14 protein-coding genes are annotated in these 14,638 nt (G+C 74.0%); 7 read left to right on the top strand and 7 right to left on the bottom strand.

Annotated features, from left to right (window positions below):
• Together LW587_RS15455 and LW587_RS15460 are read right to left on the bottom strand one after the other, a co-directional pair.
• A partial coding sequence (locus LW587_RS15455; protein WP_232630481.1) for an ATP-binding cassette domain-containing protein occupies nt 1-682 on the bottom strand: 682 nt, incomplete at its 3' end.
• A complete protein-coding gene (locus LW587_RS15460) occupies nt 679-1,374 on the bottom strand; it encodes an ABC transporter permease (RefSeq protein WP_232630482.1) in 696 nt (231 codons plus the stop codon). The genes LW587_RS15460 and LW587_RS15455, both read right to left, overlap by 4 nt.
• A gap of 84 nt (nt 1,375-1,458) precedes the next feature.
• Here LW587_RS15460 and LW587_RS15465 point away from each other — a divergent pair, with 84 nt between their 5' ends.
• Nucleotides 1,459-2,472 (top strand): substrate-binding domain-containing protein, encoded by a 1,014-nt coding sequence (locus LW587_RS15465; protein WP_232630483.1) that lies wholly within the window; start codon nt 1,459-1,461, stop codon nt 2,470-2,472.
• On the opposite strand, the gene LW587_RS15470 is transcribed toward LW587_RS15465, so the two are convergent.
• From LW587_RS15470 to LW587_RS15485, 4 genes are read right to left on the bottom strand one after another with little or no spacing between them, the layout of a single operon-like run.
• Complete coding sequence (locus tag LW587_RS15470; RefSeq protein WP_232630484.1) at nt 2,454-3,701, bottom strand: molybdopterin molybdotransferase MoeA; 1,248 nt, start codon at nt 3,699-3,701, stop codon at nt 2,454-2,456. The genes LW587_RS15465 and LW587_RS15470 overlap by 19 nt on opposite strands.
• Nucleotides 3,701-4,249, bottom strand: a complete 549-nt coding sequence (gene mobB, locus LW587_RS15475; RefSeq protein WP_232630485.1) for a molybdopterin-guanine dinucleotide biosynthesis protein B — start codon at nt 4,247-4,249, stop codon at nt 3,701-3,703. The genes LW587_RS15470 and mobB overlap by 1 nt, the downstream gene beginning before the upstream one ends.
• The gene (locus LW587_RS15480) at nt 4,246-6,216 is read right to left on the bottom strand and encodes a molybdopterin biosynthesis protein (protein WP_232630486.1); all 1,971 of its coding nucleotides are present in this window, start codon (nt 6,214-6,216) and stop codon (nt 4,246-4,248) included. Before LW587_RS15480 ends, mobB begins: the two co-directional genes overlap by 4 nt.
• Nucleotides 6,213-7,307: a molybdopterin-binding protein gene (locus tag LW587_RS15485; RefSeq protein WP_232630487.1), complete on the bottom strand. Its 1,095-nt coding sequence runs from the start codon at nt 7,305-7,307 to the stop codon at nt 6,213-6,215. Before LW587_RS15485 ends, LW587_RS15480 begins: the two co-directional genes overlap by 4 nt.
• A gap of 235 nt (nt 7,308-7,542) precedes the next feature.
• On the opposite strand from LW587_RS15485, the gene LW587_RS15490 reads away from it, so the two are divergent.
• A complete protein-coding gene (locus tag LW587_RS15490; RefSeq protein WP_232630488.1) occupies nt 7,543-8,826 on the top strand; it encodes a c-type cytochrome in 1,284 nt (427 codons plus the stop codon).
• Nucleotides 8,827-8,927: 101 nt separating this feature from the next.
• Here LW587_RS15490 and LW587_RS15495 read toward each other — a convergent pair whose 3' ends face one another.
• Nucleotides 8,928-10,913 (bottom strand): 4Fe-4S binding protein, encoded by a 1,986-nt coding sequence (locus tag LW587_RS15495; protein WP_232630520.1) that lies wholly within the window; start codon nt 10,911-10,913, stop codon nt 8,928-8,930.
• Between the two features lie 172 nt (nt 10,914-11,085).
• On the opposite strand from LW587_RS15495, the gene LW587_RS15500 reads away from it, so the two are divergent.
• The 5 genes from LW587_RS15500 to LW587_RS15520 are packed head-to-tail and all read left to right on the top strand — an operon-like array spanning nt 11,086 to nt 14,629.
• Nucleotides 11,086-11,847 (top strand): biotin/lipoate--protein ligase family protein, encoded by a 762-nt coding sequence (locus tag LW587_RS15500; RefSeq protein WP_232630489.1) that lies wholly within the window; start codon nt 11,086-11,088, stop codon nt 11,845-11,847.
• Nucleotides 11,844-12,395, top strand: a complete 552-nt coding sequence (locus tag LW587_RS15505) for a DUF6505 family protein (RefSeq protein WP_232630490.1) — start codon at nt 11,844-11,846, stop codon at nt 12,393-12,395. The genes LW587_RS15500 and LW587_RS15505 overlap by 4 nt, the downstream gene beginning before the upstream one ends.
• Before the next feature lie 4 nt (nt 12,396-12,399).
• Nucleotides 12,400-13,407 carry a DUF6352 family protein gene (locus LW587_RS15510; RefSeq protein ID WP_232630491.1) on the top strand — a complete coding sequence of 336 codons (1,008 nt, stop codon included), beginning with the start codon at nt 12,400-12,402 and terminating at the stop codon, nt 13,405-13,407.
• An 8-nt stretch (nt 13,408-13,415) separates the two neighbouring features.
• The gene (locus LW587_RS15515) at nt 13,416-13,922 is read left to right on the top strand and encodes a DUF3305 domain-containing protein (RefSeq protein WP_232630492.1); all 507 of its coding nucleotides are present in this window, start codon (nt 13,416-13,418) and stop codon (nt 13,920-13,922) included.
• On the top strand, nt 13,919-14,629 hold the full coding sequence (locus LW587_RS15520) for a DUF3306 domain-containing protein (protein WP_232630493.1): 711 nt from the start codon (nt 13,919-13,921) through the stop codon (nt 14,627-14,629). The genes LW587_RS15515 and LW587_RS15520 overlap by 4 nt, the downstream gene beginning before the upstream one ends.
• Nucleotides 14,630-14,638: the final 9 nt, after the last annotated feature.

Consider the following 14,638-nt stretch of genomic DNA (forward strand, 5'->3'; position numbering starts at 1 on the left):
CCCGCGCTTCGGGCGTTCGGGGTGAGAAGAGGACGGTTCGGGTCGGGCCCTGCTCGACGGCCCGCCCCCCGGCCAGCACGATCACCGTCTCGGCAAGCCGGGCGACCTGCCCGAGATTGTGGGAGACGAGGAGGATTGCCGTGCCCTCCCGCGCCATCCCGGCGACGAGGCCTTCCACGATCTCGGTCGCGGCCGGGTCGAGGCTCGCGGTCGGCTCGTCGAGGAGGAGAAGTGTGGGGCGCAGGGCCCAGGCCCGGGCCAGCGCCAAACGCTGCTGCTCGCCGCCGGAAAGGCGCGTCGCGGCGTCCCCGGCCCGGCTCGCCAGGCCGACGTGGTCGAGGGCGGCGGCGACCCGCTCGGCCCGCGCCCGGCGGGACAGCTTCAGCGGCGCCAAGGCCAGGGCGAGGTTGGCGGCCGCGCTCGCCCGCACCAGCGCGGGGCGCTGGAAGACGAGGGCGGAGCGGCCGGGCTGCACCGCAAGGGTGCCGGATGCAGGCCGCAGCAGGCCGTCGATCACCCGCAGGCTCACGCTCTTGCCAGCGCCGTTGGGCCCGATCAGCGCGGTGATCCCGCGGGCGGGCACGTCGAAGGTGAGCCGGTCCAGGATCGGCCGGCCGCCGAGCGCGAGGCTCACGCCGTCGAGGCGGATGGCGATGTCGGGGTCCGGCCGGTCCCGGCTCACCCGTAGGCCCTCGCGGCGTGGCCGCGCAGCAACGCCGCCGCGGCGTTCACGGCGACGACGAGGCCCATCAGGACCACGCCCAAAGCCAAAGCGAGGCTGAGGTCGCCCTTCTGCGTCTCCAGCGAGATCGCGGTCGTCATGGTGCGGGTGTGGCCGTCGATATTGCCGCCGACCACCAGCACCGCGCCGATCTCCGAGATCGCCCGGCCGAAGGCGGCGAGCGCGGCCGTCACCAGGGAGAAGCGGACGTCGTAGATCAGCACCATCGCCCGGCGCGGGGCCGAGAGGCGCAGCGAGCGCAGCTGCTCGCCGAGATGCGCCTCGGCATCGGCCACCACCTGCCGGGACAGGGCGGCGACGAGGGGCGTCGCGAGCACCGCCTGGGCCGCCACCATCGCCCCGGGGGTGAACAGGAGGCCGAGCGGCCCGAGCGGACCCGAACGCGACAGGAGCAGGTAGAGCAGCAGCCCGACGATGACGGGCGGCAGGCCCATGAAGGCGTTCAGTGCGGCGACGAGGACGCCCCGGCCGGGGAACCGGGCGACGGCCACGAGAGCTCCGAGCGGGATGCCCAGGAGCAGGCCGATGCTCACGGCCGTGAGACTGACGCGCAGGGAGAGGGCCGCGATCGCGACAACGTCGCGGTCCAGCGTCCACAGGCGGTCAAACGTCTCGTGAAGCGTCTCGATCATCGCCGGAGCCGGCGCCCGGAGCTGCGCCTCGACATGCCGGATGCTACGCGGGTAGATGGAAGATCAATAGGAAAGGCGTTGCATATGAGGGTCAGCCTGCGGCTGGACGGGCGCGCCGGCCTCGGCCGGGCCGAGATCGCCCTCATGCCCACCCTTACGCTGCTGGAGGCCCTGGACCGGACCGGCTCGCTCCAGGGCGCAGCCTCGGAACTCGGCGTTTCCTACCGCTCGGCCTGGGGCCAGCTCGCCGCGCTCGAACACGCCCTCGGCCGCGCGGCGGCGCTGAAGACGAAGGGACATGGCAGCGCGCTCACCCCCCTGGGGCGGGACCTGCTCGCCCTGCTCAAGGCCTCGCAGGTTCGGCTCGGGCCGGCCTTCGCCGCGGAGGAGATGGCCCTGTCGGAGGGCTTGCAGCGCTTGCTGGAGCCCGCCGCCGCCCGCATCCGCCTCGCGGCGAGCCACGACCCGCTCCTTCTCGAGGCCCTCGAGACGCGCCGGGAGTTCGACCTCGGGATCGCCGGAAGCCTCGATGCGCTGGCGCGCCTGCGGGGCGGCGCGGTCGATGCGGCGGGCTTCCATTTCGGCGCCGACGGGGCGCCCCCGCCGCCCTTCGACACGGTGTTCCGCGATCCCGACCTCGCGGTGCTGCCGCTGTTTCGCCGGGAGCAGGGGTTGATGCTCGCCCCCGGCAATCCGCTGCGTCTCGGCGGGATCGCCGACATCGCCGCCCGCAAGGCCCGGTTCGTCAACCGGCAGCACGGCGCCGGGACGCGCATCTGGTTCGAGCGGCTCTGCCAGGAGGCGGGGACGCTCCTCGAGACCATCGTCGGGCATCAGACCGAGGAATTCACCCATCAGGCGGTGGCGGCGCTCATCGCCACGGGCGCCGCGGATGTCGGCATGGGCACCCGCGCGGTCGCCGAGCGCTTCGCCCTCGACTACCGGCCGCTCGGCTGGGAAACCTATTACCTCGCCGTCCGCGCCGCCCTTCCGCCGGAGCGGCTGGCGCCCCTGCGGGCACTCCTCGCCCGGCGGGCCGAGACGGCCTCGGGCTACGCCCCACCGCGGGAGGCGAGCGCTCACCAGAGGAGCGCGTGAGGGTGGAACGCCAGAATGTCCCCCGGTGCGACGTTGGTCATGTCGTCGGGCAGTTCCACGAGGCCGTCGCTGCCGGTCAGTGAGGTCAGCACGCCCGCCCCGTCCCGGGAAAACTTTCGGGCTTCCCGACCCTCGGCGCCGGCCTCGAGGGTGACCCGGACGAATTCCCGGCGTCCCTGCTTCTTCCGATAGGGGAAGCCCGCCCGGACCGGGAAGGTGAGGGGCGGCTCGTAGAGGGCCCCGCCGAGGCGGGCGAGGAGCGGGCGCACGACGAAGAGCAGGGTCACGTAGACCGCCACCGGGTTGCCCGGCAGGCCGATGAAGGGCGTACCGGCCACCAACCCGGCGGCGACCGGCCGACCGGGCTTGATCGCGAGGCGCCACAGCACGAGCCGCCCCAGGCGCTCGACCGCCGCCTTGACGTGGTCCTCCTCGCCCGTGGAGACGCCGCCGGAGGTCAGGATCAGGTCGTGGTCCCGGGCCGCCTCGGCGAGGTGGTGGCCCAGGGTGGCGGGATCGTCGCGCAGGATGCCGAGATCGTGCACCGTGCAGCCGAGGCGCCGCAGCAGAGAGGCGAGCAGCACCCGGTTGGAATCGTGGATCGCGCCGGCCGGAAGCGGCGCGCCGGGCTCGGCCAGCTCGTTGCCGGTCGAGAACAGCGCCACCCTGAGGCGCCGCCGCACGAGAAGGCGGGCATGGCCGGTCGCGGCGGCCAGGGCGAGGTCCTGCGGGCGCAGGCGCCGCCCGCCGGGGATCGCCAGCGCCCCCCGCGCCAGATCCTCGCCGGCCGGCCGGGCGTTGGCGCCGAGCTTGAGCCCCCGGGGCAGGGCGACGCGCCCAGCCTCCAGACGCACGTCCTCCTGCATGAACACCGTGTCGGCGCCGGTCGGCATCGGGGCGCCGGTGAAGATGCGGATCGCGGCGCCCGGCCCCAGGGCCTGCGCGGCGGCGCCGGCGGGCAGGCGGCCGGTCACCGGCAGAACGGTCTCGGCCGCATCCGAAAGGTCGGCGTGACGCACCGCGTAGCCGTCGACCGCCGAATTCCAGAAGGGCGGCAGGTCGTGCCCCGCATAAACGTCCTGGGCGGCGACGCGGCCATCGGCCTCGTGGAGGGGAACGGTCTCGGACCCGGCGATCACGGGGAAGCGCTCGCCGATGCGGGCCAGCGCCTCCTCGATCGGCAGAAGCTTGCCGCCGAAGGCGAAGCAATCATCGGTGAGCTGGGCCATCAGCGGGGCTCCGGACGGGGTTCCAAGCGCGTCAGCACCGCGTCCAGGGGCTGTGCCCGTGCGAGCACCAGATCGGCGATGGCGGCGACGTCGTCTAGCCCGACCACCGGTACCGCGGCCTCCGGGAACGGCACGTCGCTGGCGATGCCGACGATGTGCGGATCGTCCGGATGGAGCGGCGGCCGGCCATTGGCCGCACGGAACACTTCGAGCTTGGGATGGGCCTCGCGCTTGAAGCCCTCGACCAGGGCGATCCCCTCCGGCGTCAGGCGCCGGAGCAGATCGGGCAGGCGCGCCTCGGCGCCGTCGGCGACCTCACGGATCTGCGCCCAGCGCCGGGCCGAGGAGACGATGACCTCGCGGGCGCCCGCCTCGCGGTGGACGTGGGAATCCTTGCCCGGATGGTCGATGTCGAAGCCGTGATGGGCGTGTTTGAGGGTCGCGACCCGGACGCCGCGGCCGACCAGGAGCGGGATGAGCCGCGCCAGGAGCGTGGTCTTGCCCGCCCCACTCCAGCCGGCGAGGCCGATGACCTTGAGGCCGCTCATGCCGCGTCTCCCGCCGGTGTGAAGCCGAGTTCGCCCAGAGCCGCCGCGGTCTCCGGCGCGCCGAGCAGGGCCAGGAAGGCGGCCAGAGCCGGCCGCGCCTCCGTCCCCGCCGTGTAGGCGAAGTCGTAATGCTCTTCGGTCAGCGGCAGGAACCCGAGGCCGTAGGGAGCCGCCACGCTGGCGATGGCCACGCCCCAATCGGCCCGGCCCTGCGCCACCGCGGCCGCGACGGCGTTGTGCGAGCGCGGCTGGTTCCAGAAACCGGCCGGTCGGGCCCCGCCGAGGAGCCCGTCGACGAGGAGGCGGGTGCCGGAGCCGGCGTTGCGATTGACCATGACGGCCCCCGCATCCGCCAGGGCGGCGGCGACGCCCTCCGGCGCGCTCCGGCCCTCGAAGCGCCCGTCGCCGGGGCGGAACACCACACCCTGGAGGCGGCGCCAGCCGGGGGCCAGGCGCATATTCGGAGCGAGGAGCGGCGCGTTGTAGCGGCCGGTCTCGGGATCGAGCAGGTGCATGGCGGCGAGATCGCACTCGCCCCGGCGCAGCGCCGCGAGCCCGCCGGCCGACCCCACCCAGACGGTGCGGGCGGAAAAGCCCCGCTCCGCGAGCAGCCCGACCAGCCGGTCGAGCCCGACGCAGTGGCTGCCGACAAGGGTCAGGTCCGGCGCCCGCACGCCCTGGCCGAGGCGCATCACCGAGACCGCCTCGCCCGCCTCCAGCCCGGAGCGGGCGGCGGGGATCGCGAAGAAGCCGTCGGCCTGGGAGAAAGCGGTGACGGAGCCCGAGCCCTTCGCCAGCGGCAGGGCCACCGGCCCCGCCGGTCCGCGGGCCAGGGAGGCCATCACGAACTCGGTGCGGCCGAGTTCGGACGGGACGCGCTGCGGCACGACGGCACTCACCGCCTCCTCCTCCCGCGGCGGCAGACCGCCGAGGGCGCGCACCAGCGGCAGGACGAATTCGTGGAAGGTGAACATCGCCGAGGTCGGGAAGCCCGGCAGCACCACCACGGGCGTATCCTGGGCCACCGCGAGACAGAGCGGCTTACCGGGCTTCAGGGCCACGCCGTGAACCAGGATGCCGGGCGCCCCGAGACGGTGAAGGATGCGGTGGGACACGTCACCCGCGCCCTTCGACGTGCCCCCCGACAGGACGACGAGGTCGTGGCCGGTCATCGCCCCATGCAGGGCCGCCTCCAGGGCGGTCTCGTCGTCACGCACGATCCCGAGGGCCACCGCCTCGCCGCCATTCTCCGTGACCGCGGCGGCGACGATCGCCCCGTTCGAGTCGTAGATCGCGCCGGGCGCCAGAGGCGCGCCGGGCTCGGTCAACTCGTCGCCCGTCGAGAGAACCGCGACCCGGGGGCGACGCACCACCGGCACCAGGGCGAGCCCGCAGGCCGCCAGCATCCCGATCTCGCGGGCGGTGATCCGGAGGCCCTTGCGCAACACGGTCTCGCCCAGGGCCATGTCGGCACCGGCGTAGCCGATGAACTGGCCCGGCCGGACCGGCTGGAGGACCTCGATGGCGAGACGTCCCTCGTCGAATTCCGTCTGCTCCACCATCACCACCGCGTCGGCCCCGCGGGGGATCACCCCGCCGGTGGCGACCGGAGTAGCCGTGCCGGGCCCGACGGCGAGCGCCGGGGCGACGCCGCAGGCCAGGATCTCGCGGTTGAGGGCGAGGCGGCAGGGGCTCGCCGGGCCAGCCCCCTCGGTGTCGGCGGCGCGCAGGGCGAAGCCGTCAACGAGCGCCCGGTCGAAGGGCGGCACGTCGATCGGCGAGGCGAGATCGCAGGCCAGCACCCGCCCCAAGGACGCGGCGAGCGGCACGGACTCGGCCGGCAGGGCCACATGCGGCACCGCGGCCCGGAAGATGGCCAGAGCCTCCTCCCGGCTCATCACCGTCAGGAATTGCTCCTGGCGGGACGCTGCCGCGAGGCGCCGGGTGAAGTCGCTCCCGTCACTCACAGATCCAGAACCTCGACCTCTTTCCCCTCCGGATAGCCTTCGCAATCCGGCGGAACCAGCAGGGCCGCCTCGGCCTCGCACAGCCGGCGCAGCGGCAGATCGACCGCGCCGAGGGGCTCGACGCCCCCCGGGACGCGGCGCAGATACACGATTTCGCTCAGGCCGATGCCCGAGGCGACCTTCCGGGCCAGCGTCGCGCGGATCGCGGGCGAAGGGGTGGCCCCCGAGAGCGCCGCGACGAGCGGTTGGCCGAGCGCCAGATAAACGGCCAGAGCCGCCTCGGGACGGCCCGGCAGGAGCAGCACGGGACGTCCGCCCGCCTCGCCGAGGCCGGCGGTCTCGCCGGGGCGCAGGGCGATGCCGTGGACGAGGAGCCGGCCGGCCCCGGCGAGCCCGGCGGCGCTGTGATCGGTGCGCCCGAACCCGGTCCCCCCGATCACCAGGATCGTGTCGGCCGGGCTGCCGCGAAGGGCGTCGACGAGGGCGCCCGGCTCGTCGGGCACCGTCACGGTTTCGGCCACGCCGCCCTGCCGTGCCACGAGGGCGGCGAGGACCGGGGACAGGGCATCGAGCTCGGGCCCGCCCGTCACGATGAGCGCGATCCGCGGGCGGCGCACCGCCACGGTGGCGACGCCGCAGGCGGCCAAGGCCAGGAGATGGAGCGGGCCGATCCGTTCGCCGGGCCGGATCAAGCCATCGCCGGCCTGAAAATCCTCGCCCGGCGCCCGCACGCCCTCCCGCGGGGCGAGATCGGCCACCGCGTCGCGCCCTTCGAGGCCCTCCGGCGGCAACACCGCATCGGTGCCGGGGGGCAGGGCCTCCCCGGCCTCGACCCAGTCGGGCGCCTGGGGCAGGCGCAGCGGGGAGTAGGGTGACGCACCGCCGATCGAGGCCGCCTCCACCGCATAGCCGTCGCGCAGGGTCGTCGGCCGGGACGGATGCGGACCCGGAGCGGTCACCGGCACGGCGCAGATGCAGCCGAGGGCGTCGGCGATCCTAGCGGTTTCAGGCCGCAAAGGCGCGGCGAGCGACAGCAGAAGCGCCCGCGCCTCGGCGAGCGGCGTCAGCGCCGCGGAGGCCGTCCGGGTCATGGGCCGGCCCGGCGATGCGTCGGGACGGGGGAGCGTCTGCCAAAGGCCGTCATCGGCCGAGAGCGATGCGCCATCCCCCGACGTTATTCAAGATTCAGGGGCCTCTCGGAACGCGAGCGGCCCCGTCGTGGCGACCGGCCGGGCCGCCCGCCTGCGTCGCCCCGCCCGCCTGTGTCGCACAGACAGGGCGCCGGGCCCTCGGCTATGGTCCGCGCCGTTCCTGCTCCGGTCCGTCATGTCCCGACGCCTCCCGATCCTCGGCCTTGCCGCCCTCCTGCTCCTTGCGGGCCCTGCCTCGGCGCAGATGCGCGGTCATGGCGGGCCGGTCCGGGCCCTGGCGGTGACCGGCGACGGGCGCCTCGCGATTTCCGGCGGGTTCGATCAGGCCGCCATCCTCTGGGGGCTCGACACCGGAGCGGCGCTCTCGGTCCTGCGCGCCCATGACGGGGCCGTGAACGCCGTCGCCGCCCTGCCGGACGGGCGCTTCGCCACCGCCTCCGAGGACGGGCGCATCGCCCTGTGGCGGCTCGGCCTGCCGGAGCCCGAGCGGGTGCTGGAGGGCCATGCCGGGCCGGTCGCGGCGCTCGCGGTCTCCCCCGACGGCGCAACCCTGGCCTCCGCTGCCTGGGACGGCACCGCCCGCCTCTGGCCTCTCGGATCCGGGCCGGCGCGGGTGCTCGCGGGCCATCAGGGCAACGTCAATGCCGTGGCCTTCCTGCCGGACGGGCGCCCGGTCACCGGGGGGGCGGATGCGACGGTGCGGATCTGGTCGGCGGCGGGCGATCCCGTCGCGACGGCCACCCTGCCGAGCGCGCTGAGCACCCTCGCGATCGCCGCGGATGGCGAGATCGCCGCTGCCGGCGCCGATGCGACGGTGCGGTTCCTCAACGCGGACGGCGCGATCCGCACGGCCGTCGAACTCGGGCCCTCGCCCGTCATCGCGCTGGCGCTTGCGCCGGACGGGCGCCGGCTCGCCGCGGCGGGAGCGGGCGGCACGGTCTCGGTGATCGAGCGGGCGAGTGGGCGAGTGAGCTACACCCTGGTCGGCCCTGGCTTGCCGGTCTGGTCGGTGGCATGGCGCCCGGACGGGCAGGAATTGATCACCGGCGGCGGGGACCGCCTCGTGCGGCGCTGGAACGCGGCGACCGGTGAGCCGATCGGCCCGCTGGCCATGCCGCGGCCCGCCGATTCCCTGGCGGCCTTCCACGGCGAGCGCGGCGCCGAGGTGTTCCGCGCCTGCGTGGCCTGCCATGCGCTGACGGCGGAGGAAGGCCCCCGCGCCGGCCCGACGCTCGCCGGCCTGTTCGGCCGCCGCATCGGCAGCCTGCCGGATTACCGCTACTCCGACGCCTTGAAGCGGATGGACATCGTCTGGACACCCGAGACGGTGGCCCGCCTGTTCGAGATCGGCCCGTCCCGCTACACGCCCGGGACGCGCATGCCCGAGCAGACCATCAACAGCGCCGAGGACCGCGCGGCGCTGATGCGGTTTCTCGAGAAAGCGACCGCATTGCCGTAACGGCGCGGTCTTTTCCCGACGCAAGCGAGGCGCGGGGGACGGACGCCCGCGTCACTCAGATGCCCGACGAGGGGCGCTCGGACGAAGATACGCGCGGGGCCTCAGCTCTGCAGAGGTCCATTCCCGCGTTCGCGGAAGTAATCCTCGCTCGTGCGCGGCTTGGCGCGCTCGGGACCGGCATGCGGATCGAAGCCCTGGTTCAGGGCGGCTTCGACGCGGCAATCGTCGCACATCATCAGCGAGCGAAGGCGGGACTCACCGGCCTCTCCGGTGAACATCCAGTGGCGGTCGCGCAACTTGTCCATCACCCGCTCGATGGTGGAGCGGGTGCCGAAGGGCTTCGCGCAGCTGATGCAGGCGAAGGGCTCCTCCTCCTTGACGATCCGGCGCGGCGCGGCCCAGGCGGCGAAGTCGAGCTGCGGGCTCAGCGTGATGACGTCCTCCGGGCAGGTCGCCGCGCACAAGCCGCACTGCACGCAGAGGCTCTCCTCGAAGGCGAGGAGCGGCTTCTCGGCGCTGTCGGACAGGGCGTGCGTCGGGCAGGCGCCGACGCAGGCGAGGCAGAGGGTGCAGGCCTCCGTGCGGAACCCGAGCCCACCGAACGGCGCGCCGGCCGCGAGCGGCACGGACGCCACCGGCGCCGGGGCGGCGGCGTGCATCTCGCGGAAGGCGAGGCGCAGCATCTCGCGCTTGCCCCCGTCCGGCACGAAGCCGGCGGGCGCGACCGCGACGCGGCCGTTCGGAGGGTCGCGGAGCGCGGCGGCCAAAGCATCGGGATCGTCGGTCTCGATCAGGCGCACGAGATCGGGCCCGTAGCCGAGCGCGGCGGCGAGGGTGTCGGCGAGGGCCAGCGTACGGTGCAGGCTGGCGAGATCGTGCTGCGGGCGCGCCCGGGCGAGCAGCCGGATGCCCGCCGCGCCGTAGGCGAACAGGGCCGCGAACACTTCGGGGCCGAGCTGCGTCACCTCGTTGACCCGCACCGGCAGAACCTGCGCCGGCAGGCCGTCGCCGTCCCGGCCGAGGGCGTCGATCAGCGGCTCGCCGTGCGCGCCGTCGTGGAACAGCACCACGGCCCGCTCTCCGCCCGCCGCCCGATAGGCCCGCATCAACACCCGCAGGCGCCGCATCAGCGCATCGGCGGGGGGCAGGGCGTAGGCGGCAGCGCCGGTGGGACAGACCGCGGCGCAGCTGCCGCAGCCGGCGCAGATGTAGGGATCGATCGCCACGCTGTCGCCCGCGGGCGCGATCGCGCCGGTCGGGCAGACGTCGAGGCAGCGGGTGCAGCCGGTGATGCCCGAGCGGGAATGGGCACAGAGCTGGGCGTGGAACGCGACGAAGCGGGTCTTGTCGTACTCGCCGACGAGGTGGGAGGCGTCCGTCACCACCTGCTCCACCGCGGCCGGATCGCGCGGGTCCGCCCGAAGGTAGCCGCTACGAAGGGCGTGCGCCGGAAAGAGCGGGGGGCCGCCGGTGAGATCGATCACGAGGTCGCAGGTCGAGGTCGCGCCGTCGCGGGACGCGCCGAAATCGAGCTGCGTGCGGGAAGAGGGCGCCGGCAGGGCATAGTCGTCGATGCGCAGGGCGAAGGCGCCGAGATGGCCCGTCGCGGCGCGGATCGTGCCCTTCAGGATCGGGAAATCGTTGCGGTGAGGCGGGGGAATCGCGCTGGGTCGGGAGAGCAGCACCGTCACGTCGAGATGGTCGGCCAAGCGCTTGGCCACCGCCAAAGCGGTCTCGTCGCGGCCATAGATCAGGGCGACGCCGCGGCTCTCCATCAGCACCGTGCCGGCCGTCGGCACGGGCTCGGCGGCGGCGGCGAGCAGCGCCGCCATCTTCGGGCCCGAGCGCGCGGCCTCCGACGACCAGCCCGCGGTCTCGCGGATCTTGGCATAGGCGACGCGCTCCTCGGCGCCGACCTCGTCCGCGATCTCGTCGAACAGGGGCGCCTGGAGCGTGCAGGAGACGGTGACGGGCCGTCCTTCGGCGAGGGCGGCGCGGAACCGGTCGAGTTCGCGTCCGCAGAGCTGGTCGGCGGTGACGAGGCTGCCGCCGCAGCCCTTCTCCAGGGCCGCTCGGTCGAGCGGCATCGTCTTCTCGCAGGAGCAGGCGAACACGAGACGATCGGACACGGGGACGCGGATTCCTGTTGGCGGGGCGGCCCCTTCGCGGCGGGGTCTGAATTTCTTATACGCGTATCGTTCCAAACTACGAACCGGCGCAGGCGCGCAGGCCGTCACGTCCCGCAGCCCCGACATCCCGATGGTCGCACCGATGACCGCGTCTCCGGAGACCCGCCCTGCGGGCCTCGTCCTTCCCCCGGCGTTTACCGGCCTCCTGGTCTCGCCCGCCTTGGACGCCCATGCCGAGGCATGCCGCCTGGCCGAGGCCGGCGCGGAGGCCGGCACCCTGATTCTGGGTGGGCGGGAGGCCGTGATCGACGTCGCCGTGGTCCTCGCCCCGGAGGAGCCGCTCGCCGGCGCCCGCCGGGCGCTGTTTGCCGGGATGTGGGCCCTGGCCGAGGCGGTCGGCGGCTTCGGCCCCCCGGAGATCCCGGTGACGATCCTGTGGCCCGACACGCTGCACTTCAATGGCGCCCGCCTCGGCGGCGGCCGGCTCGGTGCACCCGAGGGATGCGGCGAGACCGCGGTGCCGGACTGGCTCGTCTTCTCCGGCGCGCTGATCGCCTCGAAGCGGCACGCGGGCGATCCGGGACTGACGCCGGATTCGACCGCCCTGGACGAGGAAGGATTTCCGCCCGACCTGCGCGGTCCCCTCGTCGAGAGCTTCGCCCGCCATTTGACCAAGGCCTTCGAGGTCTGGAGCGAGGACGGGTTCGCGCGGCTGGCGGGGCATGTCCTCGCCCGCCTCGCGCTGCCCCCCGGGGCGCAGGCGACGGGGATCGGTGCTGAGGGCACGTTGCAGTGGATCCGTGCCGAGGGCCGCACCGAGCGCTGGCCCCTGCCACCGACACACGCCGCACCGTCCTGGCACGATCCCGCGAACGGGACGGTGCGGCTGTGAGCGCCCTGCGCCTGCCGCGCACCCTGCGGCTCGACCCGTCCGACACCTTCGTCTTCGCGCAGGCCGCCGAGCCCGGCGAATGGGCGGTGACGGGCGCGTTCCTGTTCTTCGACGCCGACCCGGCCGGTCTCTCGGGCAAGGAGCGGGCGGCCTTCCGCTCGGGCTTCGTCGGCGTCACCTCGCTGGGCTTCTCGACCCTCGTCGTGGTCAGCGAGGCGAGCGAGGCCGAGCGCGAGGCGGCGGTCGCGGCGCTGAGCCGCCACATCCTGGAGCGCTTCGGCGCGCCCGATCTCGCGGCGGCCCGCGGCGCGGCCGAGGAGGAGATCGCAGTGGCGGCCTCGCTGTGCCACCTTCCCGTCGGCAGCGTCGTGGCGATGCACCGCACGGCGGAGGGGGGCGAAATCCGCGAGAGCTTCCGCACGCTTCACCCAAGGGCACCGGGTGCCGACCCGCTGCACGCCCGCGCCTTCCACTTCGTGGAGACCGACGACGGGCCGGAGGAGAGGGCGGACCTCGTCGGACTGGTCGGCGGTTCTCCGGGACAATGAGACAATGACCGAGTTCTGGGTGTCCAGCGGCCACCATCTGACGCAGCGCACCGAAGGCGGCGGGCTCGCGGTGACGGACGAGCTCATCCTGGCCTATCTGGCCCGGCCCGAACTGGTGCCGCCCGAGGACGCCTGCGCGGCCGAGCGGGCCCTGCACGCCACCCTGCTCGCCGACCCGCGCCGCGCCGTCGCGCGGGCCGACCTCGACGCCATCGCCGACGCGGATGCCCGGGAGAACTGGGAGGTGATGCTCGCCTTCCGAGACCGGCTGCTGGCCGCCCGTTCGGTCGAAGCCGCCTATCTCGCCCTGGTGCGGGGCGGCCTGCAGGGCGTCCCGGGGCTGTTCCTGAACCAGCTCTGCCACCTGATCCTGCGCAACGCCCTCGACGGCTGCGACGACCCTCACGTGCTTCGCGCCGCCGAACTCTTCTTCCGCCCCCAGCGGGTCAGCCTGCACGAGGGGGCGGTGCTGCTCGCCGATGCGGAGGTGATCGAGGCGCGGGAAGGCTCCGCGCCGCTCTCGCCGCTGGTGACCATGCTCGGCAAGGAGGCGGCGAGCGAACTCGACGTGCTCAACGACGAGAACGCCTGGACCTATTGGAGCCGCTCCGACGCCTTCACCATGGCGCTCAACCTCTCCGGGGCGAAGGCCCGGGCCGGGCTCGCCCGCGCCATCGAGGCCTATCTGCACCACCTGCTCCACATCGTGATCCGGGTGACGCCCGTCGACGGGCTGGAAGATCCGGACTGGCGCTGGTTCGTCGGGCTCGACGCCGAGGGCACGCGGCTCGGCAACGCCTTGTGGCGCGGCGAGACGATGACGCCCGCCGCCCGCGAGCGCTTGATCGCGGTGTTCTCCCTGGCCTTCGCCGATCCGACCCACGTCGATTCGCGGGTCGGCGACCGGCCGGTCTACCTGCTCCTCGGCATGAGTCCGGAGAAGACCGTGACACTCAAGCCCCACAACCTCGTCGTCGGATTGCCCCTGGCCGCCGACCGGACCGTCGCGTGAGGATCGCCATGAGCCCGGAGGATCGTTTCGAAGTCGGCATCATCGTCGCGCGGCGGCGCCTGAAGGGGCCCTGGGCGACCCATGCCTGGCTGCCGGTGGCGGCCCTGCCGGCGGCGGCGGCGACGCCGGCCTGGACGCCGCTCACCGAGACCGAGGAGGAGGCGACCTTCTATGCGGGCGCCTACGAGGTCTCGCTGCACCTCGCCGAGACGGCGCATTATCGCGACAACCTCGTCTCGGGCCGCCCCTCCCTCTGGGTGTCCCTGCGGGCCAACGGCGACGACAGCTACGCGATCGCGAGCGTCACCGCCGATCCCTACGAGGGCGAGGCCATGGCGGAGGGCATCGGCGAGATCGTCGAGGCCGTGCCGATGCCCCCCGAGATCCAGGCGAAGCTGCTGGCCTTCTTCGAGGCCTTCCACATCGAGCGCCGGTTCGAGAAGCGCAAACGCGACCGGGCGGATCCGGAGGCGCTCGCCCGCCGGGTGCCCGGCGAAGGCGGGAGGGGCGAATGAGCGACGGGTTTCTCGCCCGCTGGGCCCGCCGCAAGGAGGCGGTGCGCGACGCCGAGCGCCTGCCGATCGAGCCCGCCGCCGTCGGGCCCGACCTCCTTCCGGACACCACTGAGGCGCCGATCCCGGCCTCGGGCGCGCGCGCCGGGGAGGGCGCCGCGGAGGCGGAGCCGGGCCAGGAAACAAGCGAGGAGATCGCACGTCATCTCGAGGAATTGCCGGACCTCGACGCGCTGACGCCGCAGAGCGACCTCACGCCCTTCCTCCGGGCCGGAATCCCGTCGCCCCTCCGCAACGCGGCCCTGCGCCGGATGTGGTCGCTCGATCCCGCGATCCGCGATTTCGTCAGCGAGGCGTGCGAATACGCCTATGACTGGAACACCCCGGGCGGAGTGCCGGGATTCGGCCCGCTGCTGCCGAGCGACGACGTGCAGGCGATGCTCGGGCGATTGTTCCGCGATCCGGCCCGGACCGAGACGCCCGCGGCCGGTGTGGAGCCGACCGACTCGCCGAATGAGGCCTCGCCGCCCGAAGCCGATCCCGCCGCGTCGGAGCCCGCCCGGACAATGGCCGAAAGCGCGGATCCGGCCCCGACGCCGGAGCCGGAACAGCTTCCCGATCGGTCGAGAGCGCCGGCGGCCGCAGCGTTGGTCGAGCCATCCCCTCCACGGCCACGCCTGCGGCGTCACGGCGGTGCGATGCCCTCGTAATTTATGCAA

The organism is Methylobacterium sp. Leaf118, from assembly GCF_920984675.1.
In the GTDB taxonomy this organism is placed as follows: domain Bacteria; phylum Pseudomonadota; class Alphaproteobacteria; order Rhizobiales; family Beijerinckiaceae; genus Methylobacterium.